Origin of the sequence: Dactylosporangium sp. NPDC049742 (assembly GCF_040674675.1) — a bacterium.
Classification (GTDB): domain Bacteria; phylum Actinomycetota; class Actinomycetes; order Mycobacteriales; family Micromonosporaceae; genus Dactylosporangium; species Dactylosporangium maewongense.
Genome location: NZ_JBFANF010000029.1, coordinates 134,117 through 153,175 on the forward strand (window position 1 = coordinate 134,117; position 19,059 = coordinate 153,175).

The window sequence follows — 19,059 nt, forward strand, 5'->3', positions numbered from 1 at the left end:
GCCTCACGCCGCTGCCGCCGGGCCTTTGGCGTGCGCCCGGACGTCAGCGGGGTGTGGCGTTGTGCATCCGGATCGCGCTGAACCGCAGCGTGCTGACCACGACCGCGTCCCAGAACGGCCACAGGACCGGCAGCACCCTGAGCTGGATTCCGGCGGCGGCGTGCAGGGCGAGGAGGTCACCGACCGGCTCGGGCGGCCCGAGCGGCACCACCGGCTCGACGGCGACGTGCGCGTGGTCGCCCAGCGGCCGGAACGGCGCCGCCGGCAGCCGGTACGCGTACACGCGCGCGGTCCGGATCGCCTCGAGCCAGCCGTACTCGACGGCGTGCACCCGCTCGCCGCAGCCCGGGCCGAGGATGCGGTCGCGGTCGTCGCCGGTCGTCTCCGGCCCGGCCCACGCCATCGCCCGCGGGCACTGCCGCGGGAACCAGTAGTCGGGCGACCGCCTGTCGTCGACGGCCCACACGTAGGGCTCGGTCTCCCGTGCGGTCGCCGCCACGTGCGGCACGAACCTGGTGATCGTCGGGTCCTCGGAGAAGTGCAGCACCTGCCCGGGCTCGGGCCGCATCAGCCGTCCTCCTTCGATCCGCCGTGGTGGCGGTGGTAGTGCCGGGCGACGCGGGCGCGGTTGCCGCACCCGTCGGAGCACCACTCCCGGCGGGGATGGTTGCGGATGAAGTACAGCACGCAACCCGGCGCGCGGCAGGCCCGCAGCAGCGCCCGGTCCGGGCCGGCGAACAGCGCCACCGCCTCCTCCGCGATCGCGGCCACCGCGGCGAGCGCCGGGGCGTGCGCCGTCCGCACCGCCCGCTCCGGACCGCCGTTGTCGTCGTCGGGGTCGGGCCAGTGCAGCTCCGACCATGAGGGGGCGCGGGCGCAGGCGCGGTTGACGACGGTGACCGCGGTGGCCAGATCCCCGGCGGACGGCCCGGCCGGCTCCCGGTCGTCGCCGGTGGCCGCGGCGGCCAGCACGCGCAGGGCGTCGCGGAGGTCGCGCAGCTCGGCGACGGCCTCCCACCCGGCGATGCCGACTCCCGCTGCGTCGGGGGCATGGGGGTGTGCCTCCCTCAGCCAGCGTGCGGCGGCGGCCGGGTCGGCGATCGTGTCGTGCACGCCGTCACGGTCCGCCCGGACGGTGTTCATCAGCTCGACCGGCAACGGCTCCACGTCCTAATGGTAAGGCATTGCGGAAACCATTTGGTCGTGTACTAATGGATGGAGGAGCAGGCATCCGTTAGGAAGGTGGTCAGCGGTGTTCCATGCAGGGGAGCTCAGCGTCCAGGAGCGGGCCGGCGTGCGGTTCGAGGCGGCCCGGCTCAGCGGCATGCTCGCGCCGGGCGGGCTGAGCCGGGGTGCGGGCGGGTGGCTGGCGGAGCGGACCCTCGCCGCGCTCACCGGCCGCGACCGCGACGGCCGACTCTGGGTCTCGGCGCTGACCGGCCCGCCCGGGTTCCTGGCCGGGCTCGGGCAGACGCTGCGGGTGGCGGCGGTGCCCGCGCCCGGCGACCCGCTCCACGACCTCCCCGCCGGCCAGCGGGTGGGCCTGATCGCGATCGACTTCGCGACCCGCCGCCGGATGCGGGTCAACGGCACCCTGACCGGCGCCCTGACCGGCACTGCGGGCGGCCTGATCGTCGACGTCGCCGAGGCGTTCGGCAACTGCCCCCAGTACATCCACCCCCGGCGCCTCATGAGTGCGACGGCGCCGGGCGGGGCGGTGCCCGGGACGTTCACGGTGGCGGAGGCGCTCACGGCGGACGGCGAGGCCACGATCCGCGGCGCCGACACGTTCTTCCTCGGCACCACGCACCCCGACCGCGGCGCCGACGCCTCGCACCGGGGTGGGCCGCGCGGGTTCCTGCGGGCCGGCGACGGCGGGCTGTGGTGGCCGGACTATCCGGGCAACAACATGTTCAACAGCCTCGGCAACCTCGCCACCGACCCGTCCGCGGCCCTGCTGGTGCCCGACTTCGCGACCGGCCGCACGCTGCAGCTGTCAGGCACCGCGGCCGTCGAGTGGACCGAGCCGGGCACCGGCGCACCCGACGAGGTGACCGGCCGCCGGGTCCGCTTCCACCCGGCGGCCGTCGTCACCGGCGAGCACCCCGCGCTCGTCGCCGCGGCGGACGCGCCCGACCCGCGCGGGGTCAGGCGCTGACGACCGGCCACGCGTAGGCGAGGAGCGCGAACGCGGCACCGAGGATCGCCAGGTTGAAGCCGCGGGACGGCACCGGCAGCGCCGCGACGGCGAGCAGGATGATGGCGACGAGATAGAGGACGGCCTGTGCCGACATGGGGAACCTCCGGTGGGGGGAACGGTTGAGCAAGCGGGTTCCCGAGGCCGCCGGAGCCGAAACACCCGCTGGCACGTATCCGGGATTCGCGCCGCTCCCCGCGGACCTACCGTCTATCTCAACAACGCGGCACGCCAACACAGCAACCAGGGGAGATGGACATGAGCGACTACGAGACCGGCGACACGGGCCACGACGGCGGCGACACCTACGGCAACTACGAGGCCGGGCAGGACCACCAGTCCCTCGACCAGCTGCACCAGGTCGACGCCAGCGAGAGCAACTACGACAACCAGTTCAACGTGTACGAGCAGGACCACGCGTCGGCCGAGTCGACCTCGTTCGACCAGGGCCACCAGGTGTCCTACACCGACCCGAGCGGCGCGCACTACGAGGAGTCGGACTTCACCTCGTACGACCACTCCGCCGCCGAGACCGACCACATCTTCGCCGCCGAGGGCTCCGAGTCGGCGTCCTCCAGCGAGTTCCACCAGCTCGACGCCCTCCAGGCCCGCCTCGACTCCGCCTTCACCTCGATGACCGAGATCAACGGCGGCAACGGCGGCGGCACCGCCGAGCTCGGCGTCGCCTCGAACTAGCAGCACCGCAACCCCCCTGGCGCGCGGCCGGCCACCGACGGTGGCCGGCCGTAGCCATGTCAGAGGGCGGCGAGCAGGCGGTCCACCTCGTCGGTCGTCGTGTAGTGGTAGATCCCGGCGCGCACCGCCCCGCCGGTCTCGCGCAGGCCCATCGCGGTGAAGTACTCGGCGGCGTAGTAGTCGCCGGAGAAGACGCAGATGCCCTGGTCGCCCAGGCGGGCCGCGGTCGTCGCCGGGTCCTCGCCGGCGACCCGGAAGGACACCGTCGGGCAGCCACCGGCCGGCGCGGGCAGCACCCGCACCGCGGGCATCGACCACAGGCCGTCGAGGAGCCGTTCGAAGAGCAGCGTCTCGTACGAGTGGACCGCCGCCATCGAGCGCAGCACGCGCTCCCGGCGCGGCCGCGACGCGGCGCCATCGAGCGCCCCGGCGTCGTTGAGCACCCCAGCGTTGTCGGGCGCCCCAGCGTTGTCGGGCGGCCCGGCGTCGTCGAGGGTCGCCAGGAAGTCGACCGCCGCTGTGAAGCCGGCGAGGAGCTCGAAGCTCGGCGTGCCCAGCTCGAACCGCTCCGGCACCGCGTCGGACGACGGCAGCAGCTTCAGCATCGCCGTCCGCTCCCACTGCGCCGGCGCCGCCACGCAGGCGGCCAGGTGCGGCCCGGACCACTTGTAGGCGCTGGTGACGTAGTAGTCGGCGCCGAGCGCGGCCACGTCGACCGGCAGGTGCGCGGTCGCGTGCACCCCGTCGACGTGGACGACGGCGCCGAAGGCGTGCGCGAGCGCGGCGATCGCGGGCACGTCGGGGACGGTGCCGATGGCGTTGCTGGCCGCGGTCACCGCCACGACCCGGGTCCGCGCGTCGACGAGCGGCTCGAACGCGGAGACGGGCAGCGCGCCGGTGGCCGGGTCGAACGCCGCCCACCGCACCTCCACGCCCATCGCCGACGCCAGCTGCACCCACGGCCGCACGTTGGCGTCGTGGTCGAGGCGGGTCACGACGACGTTGTCGCCGGGCTCCCAGGTCCCGGCGAGCCCGCGGGCGACGGTGTAGACCAGCGTGGTGGCGCTCTGCCCGAACACGACCCCCGCGGGGTCGGCGCCGAGGAGGTCACCGGCGGCGGCGCGGGCCGCGTCGACGATCGCGAGGGCGCGCCGGCCCGGCGCGAACGCGGTCGTCCGGTTGCTCACCGCACCGCCGAGGACACCGGCGACGGCCCGCGCCACCGGCTCCGCGACCAGCGTGCCGGCGGCACCGTCGAAGTGGGCGTACCCCTCGGCGAGCGCCGGGTGGGCCTGTCGGATCCGTGCTACGTCGAACGGCATACGGCGACGATAGCGGCCTCGCGGACGGTGGCCTCGATCGCCGCCTGCCCGTCTGCGTCGAGCGCCGCCACCGCCGCCGGGTACGCCTCCGACAGGTCGACGAGCACGTCCAGCACGATCTCGTCGACGAGCGGGCCGGCGCCGACCGTCGACTGGCCGGCGCCGACCTTCGACCGGGCGCTCGCCACCCGCGGCCCGTTGACCAGCCCGGCGGCGACCCGCGCGAGGTCGGCGAACGGGATCCGGGCGTGCGGGTCCCACGGCAGGCTCTCGCCGAACCGCTGCTCGTCGAACTCGGCGATCTTCACCTTGACGACGGTCCGGTCCTGCGGGCCGAGCGCCGCGTCGGGTCGCAGCACGACCCCTTCGGCGAGGTTCCCTTCCAGCGGCGGCAGGTGGTGTACGAGCGGCAGCCGCGTCTGGAACCTGGTCGGCACGGCGTCGACGGACGCCCGGGTGCCGTGCCCGAGCAGCGGCACCACGTCGAGACCGGCCTCGGCGGCGACCCGGGCGGCTCCGGCGTACGTCCGGTAGACGCCGGCGTCGTCGGGACGCTCGTGGTCGAGGACGTCGAAGACGGCGAACCGCACGTCGGGGGCGTACCAGACGCCGGTCTGCACCGCGGTCGCGCCAGGCGCCGGCGGCACGTCCGGGTGCGGGTAGTGGCCGCCGTAGAGCTCGCCGTACACCCGTACCGTGGCCGCCCCCTCGGCAAGAGCGGACCGGGCCGCCTGCTCGAGCGCGGGGCGCAGCAGCTGCCAGCCGAAGAACGGCTCGTCGCCGTCCAGCCACGCCTTGCGCTTGCCGACCTTCGTCACGCGGCCGTCCGACACGATCACCAGCTGTGCGCCGTGGACCTTCTCGGTGACGATCCACGGCCCGCCGCCGGACCGGCCGCTGCCGAGCTGCCGGGCGGTCGGGATCTTCGGGTACGCCACGTGCCGCATGCGCAGCAGTATCGCGACCCGGACCTGCCGCGGTCTCGGGGTTTTCCGGGACGCGCTTGTGTGTGTCTTGCCCTTGCGTTGCTTTACGTGGCGCTGATGACGCCGCCGTGCGTTGCTTTACGTGGCGCTGATGACGCCGCCGTGCGTTGCTTACGTGGCGCTGATGACGCCGCCCCACAGGAGGGCGACGATGATGCCGCCGACGGCGGCGCGGTAGTAGACGAACGTGGCGATGGAGTTGCTGGCGACGAACTTCAGCAGCCAGGCGATCGACGCGTACGCGACGACGAAGCTGACGACCGTGCCGATCGCGGCCGGGCCCCAGCCGACGGTCTCGCTGACCTCACCGGCGCGCTGCACGCCCTCCAGGATGCCGGCGGCGGCGAGGGCGGGGATGCCGAGGAAGAACGACAGCCGGGTGGCGGTGACCCGGTCGAGGTGCCGCAGCAGGCCGACGCTGATCGTCGCGCCGGACCGGGACACGCCGGGGATCAGGGCGATGCACTGCGCCAGCCCGATGATCAGCGCGTCCTTCCAGGTGAGGTCGGCCTCGCCGACCTTCTGCGTGGCGAGGTGCTCGGCGATGACCATGACGAGGCTCCACACGACCAGCGCCCCGGCGACGAACCACAGGCTGCGCAGCTCGCCCTCGATCAGGTCCTTGAACAGCAGGCCGATGACCGCGATCGGCAGCGACCCGATGATGACGTTGATCGCCATCTTCCAGCCGGTCTCCTGGCGCGCCTCGGCGCTGCGCAGGCCCTTCACGAACCCGGTGATGAACCGGACGATGTCGGTGCGGAAGTAGATGATCGCGGCGATGATCGCGCCGACCTGGATGACCGCGGTGAACGCCGTGACGCCCTTGTCGTCGATCGGGATGCCCATCAGCTTCTCGGTGATGGTCAGGTGTCCCGTGGAGGAGACCGGGAGGAACTCGGTCACGCCCTCCACGACGCCGAGCACGACCGCTTGCCAGATCTCCACGGGACCCTCCTTCGTGCCGCCGACGTCCGCACGATCCTAGGCGGACCCGCCCGGCCGCCGCGCTCAGGTCCCGGGCGTGGCGTCCGCGGCGCGGCGCCGGGTGCCGCGCTCGGGTTCCTCGCGTGGCGTCCTCGCGTGGCGTCGTTGCCTGACGTTCTTGCGCGGCGTCCTTGTGTTGCGTCCTTGCGCGGCGCCGTGTGGCGTTGCGCTCCGGTGGCGGGCGGGGTGCCGCGCTCAGGTACGGGCGCGGCGTGCCGATCGTGGCGGTCATGACTGGCACAGCAGTGATCAGCGCCGACAGGGTCGCCGCCGTCGTGCTCGGCATGGAGGTCGACCGGCGCACCGCCGACCGGGAGCAGGCCGAGGCCGCCGAGCGCGCCGCCGTCGAGCTCGGCCGCGACGACCTCGCCGCCCGCGCCCGGCTCGTCATCGCCGACGCCCTCGCCCGCGGCGGGGAGCTGACCGCGTCCGCGCCGCTGCTGCACGAGGTCCACCGGTGGGCGGTCCTCGAGAACGACCAGTACGTCCTCGCGCGCACCCACTTCCTGCTGTCGATCCTGCACACCTGCCTCGGCGACAACGCGCAGGCGCGGCGGCACGCGCTGATGTCGGTGGACCACCTGCCGGACCACGTACCGCCGCTGATCCGCGGCGCGCACCTGGTCATCCTCGCCCTGTCCGTCGACGTGGTGTCGCGGGCCGACGCCGCCCCCTACCACGCGGAGGCGCTCGACATCGCCGCGGCCGCCGGCGACCACGAGCTGAGCCGTTCGGTGCTCAACAACATGGCGTACGCGGCGTACCAGGCGGGCGACGCGGCCGCCGCGGGCGAACTGGTCGAGCGGATGCGCCGTCTGGTCGAACGGACCGGCGTGCAGCTGCGCCCGCCGGACCTGGACACGGTCGCCCGCGTACAGCTGCTGCAGGGCCGGTTCGAGGAGGCCGAGCGCACCCTCCTGCCCCTGGTCGACCCCGCCTCCACCCGCCGCGACGCGGAAGGCAACATGCTGCCCGAGGTGCTGCTGACCCTCGCCGAGGCGCAGCGGCTCGCCGGCGCGCTCGACCGCGCCAGGGCCACCGTCGACCGGTGCCGAGCCCTGAGCGAGCAGCGCGGCATGGTCGACGTCGGCGCGAGGGCCCGCCGCGAACTGGCCCGCCTCCACGCCGCGAGCGGCCGTTTCCGGGAGGCGTACGTAGAGCAGTGCCGCTACGACGAGGAGTCCCAGGCGCTCCGCTCCGCCGAACGGGAGGAGCAGGCCCGCCTCGCACAGCTGGTGTTCGAGAGCCGCGAAGGCCAGCGCGAGACGGTCCGCTTCCGCGAGATGGCGCTGCGTGACGCGCTGACCGGCCTGTACAACCGGCGGTTCGTCGACGCGCAGCTGCCCGCCCTGCTCAGCCGCGCCGAGCAGCGCGGCGAGGCCGTGTCCGCGGCCCTGGTCGACATCGACTTCTTCAAACGGATCAACGACACCCTGTCGCACGAGGTCGGCGACCTGGTCCTGCAGCGCGTCGCCTCCGTCATGGCCGGCGCCGTCGACGAGCCCGCCACGGTGGCCCGGCTCGGCGGCGAGGAGTTCGTGATCGTGCTGCCCGGCGCCGGCGCGGAGGAGGCGGTCGCCCGCTGCGAACGGGTCAGGTCCGCCATCCAGCGCCACCCGTGGCCCGAACTGACCGGCGACCTGCCGGTGACGGTGAGCATCGGCGTGTCCAGCACCCCCGACGGCCGAATCACTTCGGCCGCCCTGCTCAGCCAGGCCGACCGCAACCTGTACGCGGCGAAACGCTCCGGCCGCAACCGCGTCCTCGCCGACCCCTCCTGACCCCGTTTCCGGCGCCGCGCAACCCTTACCATCAGAGCGGCCGAACGCGGCACCGACGACGCGGCCGGACCATCTGGTTTCGACGGAGCGTGGCGATCCTGTGACGAGATTGAAGATCGATTAGGTGGTCGGAGGTACGGTTGCATGAAAGCGGAGCCGCACCGCCCCGACGTCGACGTGCGGCCCCCGCTACGACCATCCCGGCGTCCGACGACCGTCGACCGAGCGACCTGACCCGCCCGCTCACCCGCGCCCGCCCGCGCGCGTGACCGGGGGGGTTTGCCCGCCTGGCCGCGCGACCCGGACCCGACGCACGACCTGACCCGCCGCACGACCTGACCCGCCGCACGACCTGACCTGGCACATGACCTGACCCGGCATACGACCTGACCTGGCACATGACCTGACCCGGCCGGGGCTTGGCGCGTCTGGTGGCTGGTGCGGTGCTCGACAGGCTGCGCCGCCAACACCAGCCCCGCTCCGGCCCGCAGTCACGCCTGAACCAGGCTCCGGATGCCGTTGCCCGGTCGCGCACCCTCAGCCGGTCGCGCACGCTCGGCATGGAGCGCGACCCTGGCCGGGCACGCGCCTCAGCCGGGCACGCGCCTCAGCCGGGCACGCGACCCTGGCTGGGCGCGGGACTGGACCGAGCGCGGGGCTGGACCGGGCACGGTACCGGCCAGGGCACGCGACCCCGGCCGACGCGACCGGGCGCGTGGGCCGGCCGGGGCGCCCGGGTGCGTGGGGAGGTGTCAGCCGCGCTTGGTGACGGCCTTGCGGTAGTCGGAGTTGAGGCGGCCGATGAGGGTGAGCGGGATGCCCTTGGGGCAGACGGTGGTGCACTCGCCGGTGTTGGTGCAGCCGCCGAAGCCCGCCTCGTCGTGGGCTGCCAGCATGCCGACGACGCGGGTGTCGCGCTCGGGCTGGCCCTGTGGCAGCAGGCCGAGGTGGCCGACCTTCGCGGCGGTGAAGAGCATCGCGGAGCCGTTGGGGCACGCGGCGACGCACGCGCCGCAGCCGATGCAGGTCGCGGCCTCGAAGGCGGCGTCGGCGTCGGCCTTCGGCACGGGGGTGGCGTGGGCGTCGGGGGCGGCGCCCGTGGGGGCGCTGATGTAGCCGCCGGCCTGAATGATGGTGTCGAAGGCGCCGCGGTCGACGACGAGGTCCTTCACGACCGGGAACGCGGCGGCCCGCCACGGCTCGACGTCGATGGTTTCGCCGTCCTTGAAGTGGCGCATGTGCAGCTGGCATGTGGTGGTGGCGCGCGACGGGCCGTGTGCTACGCCGTTGATCATCATGCCGCACATGCCGCAGATGCCCTCGCGGCAGTCGTGGTCGAACGCGATGGGCTCCTCGCCTTCGAGGATCAGGCGCTCGTTCAGAACGTCCAACATCTCCAAAAATGAGGCGTCGGGCGAAATATCCGTAACGTCGTAGGTGACCATGCGGCCGCGGGAGGAAGGGCCGGTCTGGCGCCAGACGCGCAGCTTGAGGTTCATTACTTGTAGCTCCGCTGGCTCGGGTGGACGTATTCGAAGTCGAGCGCTTCCTTGCGCAGCACCGGCGGCTCCCCGGTCCCGGTGAACTGCCACGCCGCGACGTACGAGAACTCGTCGTCGTGCCGCAGCGCCTCGCCGTCCGGGGTCTGGCTCTCGGCGCGGAAGTGCCCGCCGCACGACTCCGCGCGGTGCAGCGCGTCGACGCACATGAGCTCCGCGAGCTCGAAGAAGTCCGCGACCCGGCCGGCCCGCTCCAGGTTCTGGTTCAGCGTCTCGCCGGTGCCCGGCACCTTCACCCGCGTCCAGAACTCCTCGCGCAGCGACCGGATGAGGCTGATCGCCTTGGTGAGGCCCTCCTCGGTGCGCTCCATGCCGCAGTACTCCCACATGATGTGGCCGAGCTCGCGGTGGAAGGAGTCGACGGTACGGTCGCCGTCGACGGCAAGCAGTGCGGCGATGCGCTCCGAGACGGCGGCGTGGGCCGCGGCCACGTCCGGGTGGGATGCGGAGAGCGCGGGGAACGGGCCGGAGGCCAGGTAGTCGTTGATGGTGTTGGGCAGGACGAAGTAGCCGTCGGCGAGGCCCTGCATGAGCGCGGACGCGCCGAGCCGGTTCGCGCCGTGGTCGGAGAAGTTGGCCTCACCCACCACGAACAGGCCGGGGATCGTCGACTGCAGGTCGTAGTCGACCCACAGCCCGCCCATCGTGTAGTGCACAGCTGGATAGATGCGCATCGGGGTGATGTACGGGTCGTCGCCGGTGATCCGCTCGTACATCTCGAACAGGTTGCCGTACTTGGCCTCCACGGCGTCGCGGCCGAGCCGGGCGATCGCGTCGGCGAAGTCGAGGTAGACGCCGAGGCCGCCGGGGCCGACGCCGCGCCCCTCGTCGCAGACGTTCTTCGCGGCGCGGGAGGCGATGTCGCGCGGGACGAGGTTGCCGAACGACGGGTAGATCCGCTCGAGGTAGTAGTCGCGCTCGTCCTCGGGGATCTCGGCGGGGACGCGGTCGTCGCCGGCGCGGACCGGCACCCACACCCGGCCGTCGTTGCGCAGCGACTCGCTCATCAGCGTGAGCTTGCTCTGGTGCGTGCCGGACTCGGGGATGCACGTCGGGTGGATCTGCGTGTAGCAGGGGTTGGCGAACAGCGCGCCCTTGCGGTGCGCCCGCCACGACGCGGTGACGTTGCAGCCCTTGGCGTTGGTGGAGAGGAAGAAGACGTTGCCGTAGCCGCCGGACGCGAGGACCACGGCGTCGGCGAACTCGGTCGAGATCTCGCCGGTGACCAGGTCGCGCACGACGATGCCGCGGGCCTTGCCGTCCACCACGACGAGCTCGAGCATCTCGTGGCGGGTGTGCATCTCGACGTTGCCGAGCGCGACCTGCCGCTCCAGGGCCTGGTAGGCGCCGAGCAGCAGCTGCTGGCCCGTCTGGCCGCGGGCGTAGAAGGTCCGTGACACCTGGGTGCCGCCGAAGGAGCGGTTGTCCAGCAGGCCGCCGTACTCGCGGGCGAAGGGCACGCCCTGCGCGACGCACTGGTCGATGATGTTCACCGAGACCTGCGCCAGTCTGTACACATTGGACTCGCGGGCGCGGAAGTCGCCGCCCTTCACCGTGTCGTAGAACAGCCGGTAGACGGAGTCGCCGTCGTTGCGGTAGTTCTTCGCGGCGTTGATGCCGCCCTGCGCGGCGATCGAGTGGGCGCGGCGCGGGCTGTCCTGGTAGCAGTACGACCGGACCTTGTAGCCGGCCTCGGCGAGCGTCGCGGCCGCGGAGCCGCCGGCGAGACCGGTGCCCACGACGATGACGGTCAGCTTGCGGCGGTTGGCCGGGTTGACCAGCTTGGCCGCGAACTGGCGGCGCTCCCAGCGGGTCTCGATCGGCCCGTCGGGCGCCGCGGTGTCGGCGATCGGGTCGCCCTCGCTCCAGTAGTTCACTTGACCGCTCCGATCAGCACGGCGAACGGCACCGACAGGTAGCCGACGACGAGGACGACGGACAGGACGAGGGCGATCGCGCGGGCCCGTCGCTCACCGCGCGGCGTCTGCTGGCCGAGGGTGCGCAGCGCGCTGAAGATGCCGTGCCGCAGGTGGAAGCCGACGGCGACGATCGCCAGGGTGTAGAAGAGCGTCACGTACCAGCGCGCCGGCGCGAAGTCCGCGACCACGTTGCCGTACGGGTGCTGGGCGTCGCCGACCGGGTTCACCGTGCCGGTGGTGAGGTCGAGGATGTGGAACACGACGAACAGCAGGATGATGACGCCACCCCACCGCATCGTGCGGGCCGCGTAGCTGCCCTGTACCTTGGGGCGGTGCGCGTAGCGGACCGGGCGGGCGAGCCTGGCCCGCCGGGCGAGGACCACCGCGGCCGCGATGTGGCCCACGACGGCGAGGGTGAGCCCGCCGCGCTGGATCCACAGGTACCAGGTGTTCGGCAGCAGCGGGGTGCCGATGTCGCGCAGCCAGTGGGCGTAGTGGTCGAACGCGTCCGCGCCGACGAAGATCTTCAGGTTGCCGGCCATGTGCGCGAACAGGAACAGCACGAGCAGCAGGCCGGTGCCCGCCATGAGGAGCTTCAGGCCGACGGACGACCTGCGCTTCTTCGGTTTCATGGGCGCCGCGATGGGCTTGACCGCTGTATCTACCGCCACGCGTTCGACGGTAAGGACCGCCATTTTCATTCGTCCAATGCATGAAGCACTCAGTCTCGATAGCCGTAGGCTATGAGCGTGCAGCTGCAACAGCTCCGATACTTCGTGTCAGTGGCCGAATCGGGACATTTTACGCGTTCGGCCGAGGCGCTGGGAGTGAGCCAGCCGACACTGAGTAAACAAATTCACACGCTTGAGGCGACGCTCGGCGCACCCCTGTTCGACCGCTCCCGGGGCGGCGTCATGCTCACCACCGCCGGCGAGACCCTGTTGCCGCTCGCCCGCCGGATGGTCGCCGACGCCGACGCCGCCCGCGACGCCGTGCAGGAGGTCGTCGGGCTGCGCCGCGGCCGGGTCCGCCTCGGCGCCACACCCAGCCTGTGCACGTCCCTCGTCCCGGCGGTGCTGCGCCGCTTCCACGCCGCCCATCCCGACATCGCCCTGCACGTCGACGAGGGCGGCTCCCAGGACCTCGTCGCCGGGCTCGTCGCGCACCAGCTCGACCTGGCCCTCATCGTCGCCTCCGCGCACGGCACCGACCCCGCCCTCGACGTCGTGCCGTTCCTGCGCGAGGACCTCGTGGTCGCCTCAGTGCACCAGCTGCCGACGATGCTCACCCTCCGCGAGCTGCGCGACACCCCGATGGTGATGTTCCGCATCGGGTACGACCTGCGCGACGTCACCATCGAGGCCTGCCGGCGGGCCGGGTTCACGCCGCGGTACGCGGTCGAGGGCGGCGAGCTCGACGCGGTCCTCGCGTTCGTCGAGGCGGGCCTCGGCGTCGCGCTCGTGCCCAGCATGGCCCTGGTGAACCGGCCGCTGCTGCGCGCCACGCCCCTCGCCGCGCCCGGTGTGCACCGCACCATCGCCCTCGCCAACCCGCGCGGCGCCGTGCTGTCCCACGCGGCGCGAGCACTGCGCGCGATGCTGCTGGAACAGACCGTGCAGACCCCCGGGGTGCGGCGCGTGCAAGCGCTAGAGTCCCCGTCAACCGAGGTCAGGGGGAGGCCGGGGTGAACGATTTCCACGTCGATCCGAGCGGGATGCGGGCACTGAGCGGGATGCTCGCGGGGGCTGGCGGCGACGCCCGGGACACGCTCGTCTACACGCGACGGCACTGCTCGCTCAGCTGGGACCGCCGCGGGCTGCTGATGCTCGTCGCCGACCCGCACGGCAAGGCCTACGACCGGGTCACCACCGCCCTCGGCCGGCTGCGGGACCTCAGCGACGGCGCCGCCGGCCAGGTCGCGCTGGCCGCCGGCGGCTATGTGGCGGCCGACCACACCGCCGCGGCCGCGCTCGACGCCACCTATGCCGGCGCCACCGACCCGCGAGGGCTGCGCGGCACGCTGCACCAGTCACGGCCCGACCTGCTGCCGTCGCGGACCCCGTTCGCCCATGCCGCTCCTGTACTGGCAGCGCCCGTCTACGAGCCGCAGACCGACGCGTTCACGCTCAACCCGCTCACCGACCTGCTCAGCCCCGCCGCGTGGATCCGGCAGGTCGCGGTCTGGCTGTTCGGGGTCGACCCGTTCGAGCCGTGGCTCACCGCGTACAGCGGCGACTGGCGGGCCTATGAGCACTGCATGCACGCGTGGCCGCACATCGGCGCCGCCGCCGGCACGATCGGCGGCAACCTCGTCACCGGCGCCGCCGACGTCACCGCCGTCTGGGGCGGCAACGCCGCCGAGGCCGAGCAGGAGTTCCAGCTGCTGCTCGGCGGCGCCGCGACCGCCCTCGGCCCGGCCTGCGCCGAGTATGCGCGGCTCTACCCGCTCGCCGTCGACGCGTGCCGGCAGCTGTACGAGGCGACCGGCGGCCTCGTCGAGCAGCTCATCGACGCGCTCATCATCGTCAGCGTCGCCGGCGTCGTCGGCACCGCCACGATCGAGACCGGCATCGGCGCCCTCACCGGCTACGCCACCGTCGGGTTCTACACGTGGCAGGCCATCCGCCTCTATCAGGAGATCTCCCGGCTGTATGGGGCTGCCGAGACCACGTTCCGCCTGATCGCGGCCCAGATCGAGGCGGTGCGGGCGGGCGCCGAGGTGACCCGCCTGCCGTCCCTGCCGCCGTACCACCACCCGGCGGTCCCGCGATGACCGCCGACCCGGTGGCGCGGGCGATCCTGCGCCGCCTGGCCGAGCTGCGCCCGCCGGACGACCCGTTGCACGCCTTCGCCACGACCGTCCTGTCGGGCGAGGCGACCCTGCGCGCCGCCGCCACCCACCCCGCCTTCACCGAAGCCTTGGAAGCCACGCTCGAGACCACGCTCGAGGCCGCCCTTGACGAGGCCCGGCGGACCGTCCCCGAGCGAGGCGAGGCGCGAGGCTGAGCGGGCGCGCCACGGGTCAGGAGTGATGGACGACGGCGTGACCGGTGTCGACGTTGACGGTGATGGTGCGCGGGGACGACTCGTCGCGGACGACGTCCACATCGGACAGACCACGGTCGCTGCGGACCGCGTACGTGGCGCCGGCCGGGACCCGCACGTCGACCTCGCCGGTGTCGACGGTGGCCACGACGTCGGTGGGGGAAGTGGCGTGGGTGAGCTCGATCCGGCCGGAGTCGACGACCACGCGGTAGGTGGCGCCGCGCAGCCCCGACCCGGTGACCTCGCCGGATTCGACCACTGCGGACGCGTCACCGGCCAGGTCCCGCAGCGTCACCTCGCCGTCGTCGATGCGGATCTCGGTACGGGTCGCCGCCGGCACCGTCACGGTCAGCGTGACCTCGCAGCGCCGGCAGCCCGTGGATGTCAGCTCCAACCTGCCCGCCTCCATGCGATGCGCCGCCTGCGGCGCGGCCCGGCCGCTCGGCCATCGCCGCCGCTCGACCACGGTCACCGGCCCGTCACCGGTCTTGACCGTGACGTTCACCGCGTCGCCGGTGACGACGAGCGCCGCGACGGGCTCCTCGACCCGGTACTGCCGCGACGCCGTCTCCCGCGGCCCGAACCCGCACCCGGCAACGGACACCAGCAGCAGCACCGCGACCGCAGCGGCGGGAACAGCACGCATCGTCGTCCTCCAGGATCCCCGGACACCAGGATGTCGAGGCCCACAGCCTCCCCCGAATCACCCGGCAACACATGCGGGTTCCTCACTGAACCTGCCCCTAGGGGTCGACCGACCAGAACCCACCCAGCACCGTCGGTTTGTGAACCACAGCGACAACTGAGGCGCCGACGGCCAGTGCGACGTGGACGGGTTGTAACCAACGACGGCGGGTGCGGCGTCGGCGGTTGGTGTGATGTGGATGGGTTGTGAAAGCCAACGACGGTGTGGAAGCACCGAATGACGCCCTCGACGGCGCTGGACCATCTGGATCGGCGAACCCGCACGCGGACCGCAACACAACGACAGCCGACCCGCAGGCGGATTCACAGATCGAAGACGACCCCGGCGGACAAGCTGCGACCACGACCGGTTGCCGGGCGCGGGCACCACAGTCGCAACGCCGGTCTCCGTGCCGTCGGCTTGATCAAAGGACGACTGCGGCCGCCATCACGACCGCTTCCGTCCTCCGATCATCGCGCCGCTGGGCGCCGAGCTGGGCTGTGTCGCTGGCGCCGCGGTGTTGGTGCGACCTTGGCCGGGTCGCGTAACTCCCTGCCGCTGCCGGCGGGTGGTGCCGGGGACTCACCGCACCGACAAATGGGGAAATGTCGAATAGATCCAGGCGCTTGCGCCTGGATTACCCGGAGAGGCACCAAAGAGAAGCCCCGGGAGAGGCTCCAGGAAGGGATTCCAGGGAGACGGGTGAGAGAAGCGCCGCCTGGCCGTCGCGCCCTGTGGACAACGCGGTGCTTGTGGACAACGGCTCACAGCGAAGGGTCGATGTGGATCTTCGGAGCGGCGCCCCACGCGGCCGGCCGGGCGGGGGACAGGGCGGACGCCGCTTCCGACAGGCCGATCGTCGCCGCGACCAGGGGCCGCGGGTCGACGGCACCGGAGGCGAACAGCTCGACGGTGCCGGCCAGCCCGCCGGACGCGCTGAGCACGCCGACCGCGGTCACGTCCTTCAACGCGAGGGTCCGCGAGTCGAGCAGGCTCGGCGTGCCGGACAGCCCGATGTACACGACCCGGCCGCCCGGCTCCACGAGGTCGAGCGCGGCCGCCGGCGACGTCGCCGCGTTGGAGGCGTCGACGACCGCGTCCCAGCGCAGCGCCGGCAGCGTGGCGGCGGTCCACACCGCGCCGCAGCCGAGCCCGCGGGCGAACTCGACCGACGCGGCCGTCACACCCAGCAGGTGCACCTCGACGCCCTGCGCGGCGGCGATCTGCGCGACGAGCAGCCCGATGGTGCCGGGCCCGAGGACGAGCAGCCGTTCGCCGGCCCGGACGCCGGCGCCGCGGACCGCGCGCAGGGCGTTGCCGCCGGGCTCGACGAGCGCGCCGAGCGCCGGCCCGACCTGCGGCGGCAGCGCCTGCAGCGCCCGGGCCGGGACGAGGAGCCGCTCGGCGAGGGCCCCGGGCCACCCGTGGCGGATGCCGATCTCGTGCCTGTGCGCACAGAGATGCTGGCGCCCGCTCGTACACCTGAAGCAGCCGCCACAACCGAGCATGGTGTCTCCCGTGACGCGCCGGCCGACCCAGCTCGCGTCGACGCCGGGGCCGGCCTCGCGGACCACGCCGGACCACTCGTGCCCGATCCGGATGGGGTATTCGGCCTGGCCGTCGTGCAGGTACGACATCTCGCCGGTGAAGAACTCGACGTCGGTGCCGCACACGCCGGCGCGCTCCACGTCGACGACGACCTGTCCCGCCGCGGCGACAGGCTCCGGGACGTCCTGGATTTCGGCCCGGCCGGGGCCGATGATGACGAATGCGCGCACGTTCCCCATCTTCCGGGAAGCAGGTGCCATGACACGACTGCGCAGCGCCGACTGGTACGCCGGCGACGACCGCAACGCGTACATCCACCGCGCCTGGATGCGGCGCGGCCTGCCAGCCGACGCGCTCGACGGCAGCCGGCCCCAGATCGCGATCGCCAACACCGCCTCCGACCTGACGCCGTGCAACCGCCACCTCGACGAGGTCGCCGAGCACGTCGCCCGCGGCGTCTGGGAGGCCGGCGGCGTCCCGCACAACCTGCCCGTCGTCTCCCTCGGCGAGACCCAGGTCCGCCCGACCGCGATGCTGTGGCGCAACATGGCCGCGATGGCGATCGAGGAGATGCTGCGCGCCAACCCCATCGACGGCGTGGTCCTCCTCGGCGGCTGCGACAAGACGATCCCGGCGCTGCTCATGGCGGCCGCGTCGGTCGACCTGCCGGCCCTGGTCGTCCCCGGCGGCCCGATGCTCACCGGCACCTTCCGGGGCGCGCCGCTCGGCTGCGGCACCGATGTCTGGCGGTTGTCGGAGGAGGTACGGGCGGGCACGCTCAGCTCGCAAGGCTTCCTCGACTCGGAGTCGTCGATGATCCGCAGCCGCGGGCACTGCAACACGATGGGCACCGCGTCGACGATGGGCCTGCTCGCCGAGGCGCTCGGCATGACGCTGCCCGGCACCGCCGGCATCCCCGCCGCCGACAGCCGGCTCCTCGCCCGCGCGCACGCGTCGGGGCGGCTCGCCGTCGACCTCGTGCACGCCGAGCGCCGCCCGTCGACCGTCATGACCGCCGAGTCCTTCCACAATGCGATCGTCACGCTCGCGGCGACCGGCGGGTCCACCAACGCCGTGGTGCACCTGCTCGCGATCGCCGGTCGTCTGGGTGTACCGCTGTGCCTCGACGACTTCGACCGCATCGGCGCCGGCGTGCCGCTGCTGGTGGACCTGCAGCCGGCGGGGCGGTTCCTCATGGAGGACCTCCATCGGGCCGGCGGCCTTGCCGCCGTGTTGTCCGAGGTGCTGGACCTGCTGTCGCCCGCTGCGCTCTCGGTCACCGGCGCGCCGTTCGTGTCGTCGCTGGAGGGCGCGTCCATCTGGGACAACTCGGTCATCCGCCCGCGAGTGGATCCTGTACTGCCTGCCGCCGGGATCGCTGTGCTGCGCGGCAACCTGGCCCCCGCCGGCGCGATCATCAAACCCGCCGCCGCGACGCCCGCCCTGCTCCAGCACCGCGGCCCAGCGCTCGTCTTCGACTCCATCGAGGACTTCCACGCCCGCATCGACGACCCACTGCTGGACGTGGATGCGTCGACCGTGCTCGTACTGCGTGGCTGCGGCCCGAAGGGCTACCCGGGCATGCCGGAGGTGTCCAACATGCCGCTGCCCGAGAAACTGCTGCGCGCCGGCGTCCGCGACATGGTCCGCATCTGCGACGGCCGGATGAGCGGCACCGCGTACGGCACCGTCGTCCTCCACGTCGCCCCCGAGGCCGCGGCCGGCGGCCCCCTCAACCGCATCCGCACCGGCGACATGGTCGTCCTGGACGTCCCCGGCCGCACGCTTACCGTCGACGTGCCCCAGGCCGAGCTCGACGCCCGCCCGCCGTCCCAGGCGCTCCTCGACGCCCTGGCCCGCCCCGCCCGCGGCTGGGAACGCCTCTACGTCGACACCGTCCTCGGCGCGGACACGGGCGCCGACTGCTCGTTCCTGCTCGGCTCCTCCGGCCCCCAGGTCAGCCGCGAATCCCACTGACCCTGCCCCGGCGGCGCTGGCACGTTTCCGTGATTCGGCGAGGTCAGCGGCTCCGTAATGTTTGGTGCATCGCAAGGAACACTTCGCGAACCACCGACATACAGAGGGACTTGAGATGAGCGAGTACGGCGAGATCGAGACCGGTGAGCAGCACGAGGCGTTGGACCAGCTGCACCAGGTCGACGCGAGTGAGAGCAACTACGACTCGCAGTTCGGTGTGTACGAGCAGGACCACGCGGCGGCTGAGTCGACGTCGTTCGATCAGGGTCACCAGGTGTCGTACACGGACCCGAGCGGCGCGCGGTACGAGGAGTCGGACTTCACCTCCTACGACCACTCCTCGGCCGAGACGGACCA

Annotated in this window: 19 protein-coding genes; 8 read left to right on the forward strand and 11 right to left on the reverse strand. The window is 72.8% G+C overall.

Going from position 1 to position 19,059, the window contains the following annotated elements; genetic code table 11:
• Positions 1-43: 43 nt before the first annotated feature.
• A complete protein-coding gene (locus AB0J72_RS31260) occupies positions 44-568 on the reverse strand; it encodes a DUF6886 family protein (RefSeq protein ID WP_363404804.1) in 525 nt (174 codons plus the stop codon).
• A complete protein-coding gene (locus AB0J72_RS31265) occupies positions 568-1,167 on the reverse strand; it encodes an ABATE domain-containing protein (protein WP_363404806.1) in 600 nt (199 codons plus the stop codon). The genes AB0J72_RS31260 and AB0J72_RS31265 overlap by 1 nt, the downstream gene beginning before the upstream one ends.
• 85 nt (positions 1,168-1,252) lie before the next feature.
• Here AB0J72_RS31265 and AB0J72_RS31270 point away from each other — a divergent pair, with 85 nt between their 5' ends.
• Entirely contained in the window at positions 1,253-2,158 is a 906-nt protein-coding gene (locus AB0J72_RS31270; RefSeq protein WP_363404808.1) for a pyridoxamine 5'-phosphate oxidase family protein, read from the forward strand.
• On the opposite strand, the gene AB0J72_RS31275 is transcribed toward AB0J72_RS31270, so the two are convergent.
• The gene (locus tag AB0J72_RS31275) at positions 2,148-2,294 is read right to left on the reverse strand and encodes a hypothetical protein (protein WP_363404809.1); all 147 of its coding nucleotides are present in this window, start codon (positions 2,292-2,294) and stop codon (positions 2,148-2,150) included. The two genes, AB0J72_RS31270 and AB0J72_RS31275, sit on opposite strands and share 11 nt — an antisense overlap.
• 161 nt (positions 2,295-2,455) lie before the next feature.
• Here AB0J72_RS31275 and AB0J72_RS31280 point away from each other — a divergent pair, with 161 nt between their 5' ends.
• Positions 2,456-2,893 carry a hypothetical protein gene (locus AB0J72_RS31280; protein ID WP_363404811.1) on the forward strand — a complete coding sequence of 146 codons (438 nt, stop codon included), beginning with the start codon at positions 2,456-2,458 and terminating at the stop codon, positions 2,891-2,893.
• A 59-nt stretch (positions 2,894-2,952) separates the two neighbouring features.
• Here the strand turns inward: AB0J72_RS31280 and AB0J72_RS31285 are convergent, their stop codons facing one another.
• The 3 genes from AB0J72_RS31285 to AB0J72_RS31295 form a co-directional block, all read right to left on the reverse strand.
• Positions 2,953-4,215: a cysteine desulfurase-like protein gene (locus AB0J72_RS31285; protein ID WP_363404813.1), complete on the reverse strand. Its 1,263-nt coding sequence runs from the start codon at positions 4,213-4,215 to the stop codon at positions 2,953-2,955.
• Positions 4,200-5,162: an RNA ligase family protein gene (locus tag AB0J72_RS31290; RefSeq protein ID WP_363404815.1), complete on the reverse strand. Its 963-nt coding sequence runs from the start codon at positions 5,160-5,162 to the stop codon at positions 4,200-4,202. The genes AB0J72_RS31285 and AB0J72_RS31290 overlap by 16 nt, the downstream gene beginning before the upstream one ends.
• A 150-nt stretch (positions 5,163-5,312) precedes the next feature.
• Complete coding sequence (locus AB0J72_RS31295) at positions 5,313-6,149, reverse strand: undecaprenyl-diphosphate phosphatase (RefSeq protein WP_363404817.1); 837 nt, start codon at positions 6,147-6,149, stop codon at positions 5,313-5,315.
• Positions 6,150-6,418: 269 nt separating this feature from the next.
• On the opposite strand from AB0J72_RS31295, the gene AB0J72_RS31300 reads away from it, so the two are divergent.
• Positions 6,419-7,969, forward strand: a complete 1,551-nt coding sequence (locus AB0J72_RS31300; RefSeq protein WP_363404819.1) for a GGDEF domain-containing protein — start codon at positions 6,419-6,421, stop codon at positions 7,967-7,969.
• Between the two features lie 752 nt (positions 7,970-8,721).
• Here AB0J72_RS31300 and AB0J72_RS31305 read toward each other — a convergent pair.
• From AB0J72_RS31305 to AB0J72_RS31315, 3 genes are read right to left on the reverse strand one after another with little or no spacing between them, the layout of a single operon-like run.
• Complete coding sequence (locus AB0J72_RS31305) at positions 8,722-9,468, reverse strand: succinate dehydrogenase/fumarate reductase iron-sulfur subunit (RefSeq protein ID WP_363404820.1); 747 nt, start codon at positions 9,466-9,468, stop codon at positions 8,722-8,724.
• Complete coding sequence (locus AB0J72_RS31310) at positions 9,468-11,405, reverse strand: fumarate reductase/succinate dehydrogenase flavoprotein subunit (protein ID WP_363404822.1); 1,938 nt, start codon at positions 11,403-11,405, stop codon at positions 9,468-9,470. The genes AB0J72_RS31305 and AB0J72_RS31310 overlap by 1 nt, the downstream gene beginning before the upstream one ends.
• The gene (locus AB0J72_RS31315) at positions 11,402-12,079 is read right to left on the reverse strand and encodes a succinate dehydrogenase cytochrome b subunit (protein WP_363404840.1); all 678 of its coding nucleotides are present in this window, start codon (positions 12,077-12,079) and stop codon (positions 11,402-11,404) included. The genes AB0J72_RS31310 and AB0J72_RS31315 overlap by 4 nt, the downstream gene beginning before the upstream one ends.
• 111 nt (positions 12,080-12,190) lie before the next feature.
• Here AB0J72_RS31315 and AB0J72_RS31320 point away from each other — a divergent pair, with 111 nt between their 5' ends.
• Genes AB0J72_RS31320 through AB0J72_RS31330 form a run of 3 tightly spaced genes read left to right on the forward strand, consistent with a single transcriptional unit; the run spans position 12,191 to position 14,453 of the window.
• Positions 12,191-13,135: a LysR substrate-binding domain-containing protein gene (locus AB0J72_RS31320; protein ID WP_363404824.1), complete on the forward strand. Its 945-nt coding sequence runs from the start codon at positions 12,191-12,193 to the stop codon at positions 13,133-13,135.
• The gene (locus tag AB0J72_RS31325) at positions 13,132-14,220 is read left to right on the forward strand and encodes a type VII secretion target (protein WP_363404826.1); all 1,089 of its coding nucleotides are present in this window, start codon (positions 13,132-13,134) and stop codon (positions 14,218-14,220) included. Before AB0J72_RS31320 ends, AB0J72_RS31325 begins: the two co-directional genes overlap by 4 nt.
• Positions 14,217-14,453 carry a hypothetical protein gene (locus AB0J72_RS31330; RefSeq protein ID WP_363404828.1) on the forward strand — a complete coding sequence of 79 codons (237 nt, stop codon included), beginning with the start codon at positions 14,217-14,219 and terminating at the stop codon, positions 14,451-14,453. Before AB0J72_RS31325 ends, AB0J72_RS31330 begins: the two co-directional genes overlap by 4 nt.
• A 16-nt stretch (positions 14,454-14,469) precedes the next feature.
• Here the strand turns inward: AB0J72_RS31330 and AB0J72_RS31335 are convergent, their stop codons facing one another.
• Entirely contained in the window at positions 14,470-15,138 is a 669-nt protein-coding gene (locus tag AB0J72_RS31335; protein WP_363404830.1) for a hypothetical protein, read from the reverse strand.
• An 803-nt stretch (positions 15,139-15,941) separates the two neighbouring features.
• Complete coding sequence (locus AB0J72_RS31340; RefSeq protein WP_363404832.1) at positions 15,942-16,955, reverse strand: alcohol dehydrogenase catalytic domain-containing protein; 1,014 nt, start codon at positions 16,953-16,955, stop codon at positions 15,942-15,944.
• A 28-nt stretch (positions 16,956-16,983) separates the two neighbouring features.
• On the opposite strand from AB0J72_RS31340, the gene AB0J72_RS31345 reads away from it, so the two are divergent.
• Positions 16,984-18,702, forward strand: coding sequence for a dihydroxy-acid dehydratase (locus AB0J72_RS31345; RefSeq protein WP_363404834.1), 1,719 nt, complete (start codon positions 16,984-16,986; stop codon positions 18,700-18,702).
• 115 nt (positions 18,703-18,817) lie between these two features.
• On the forward strand, positions 18,818-19,059 hold a 242-nt coding region (locus AB0J72_RS31350; RefSeq protein ID WP_363404836.1), incomplete at its 3' end, for a hypothetical protein.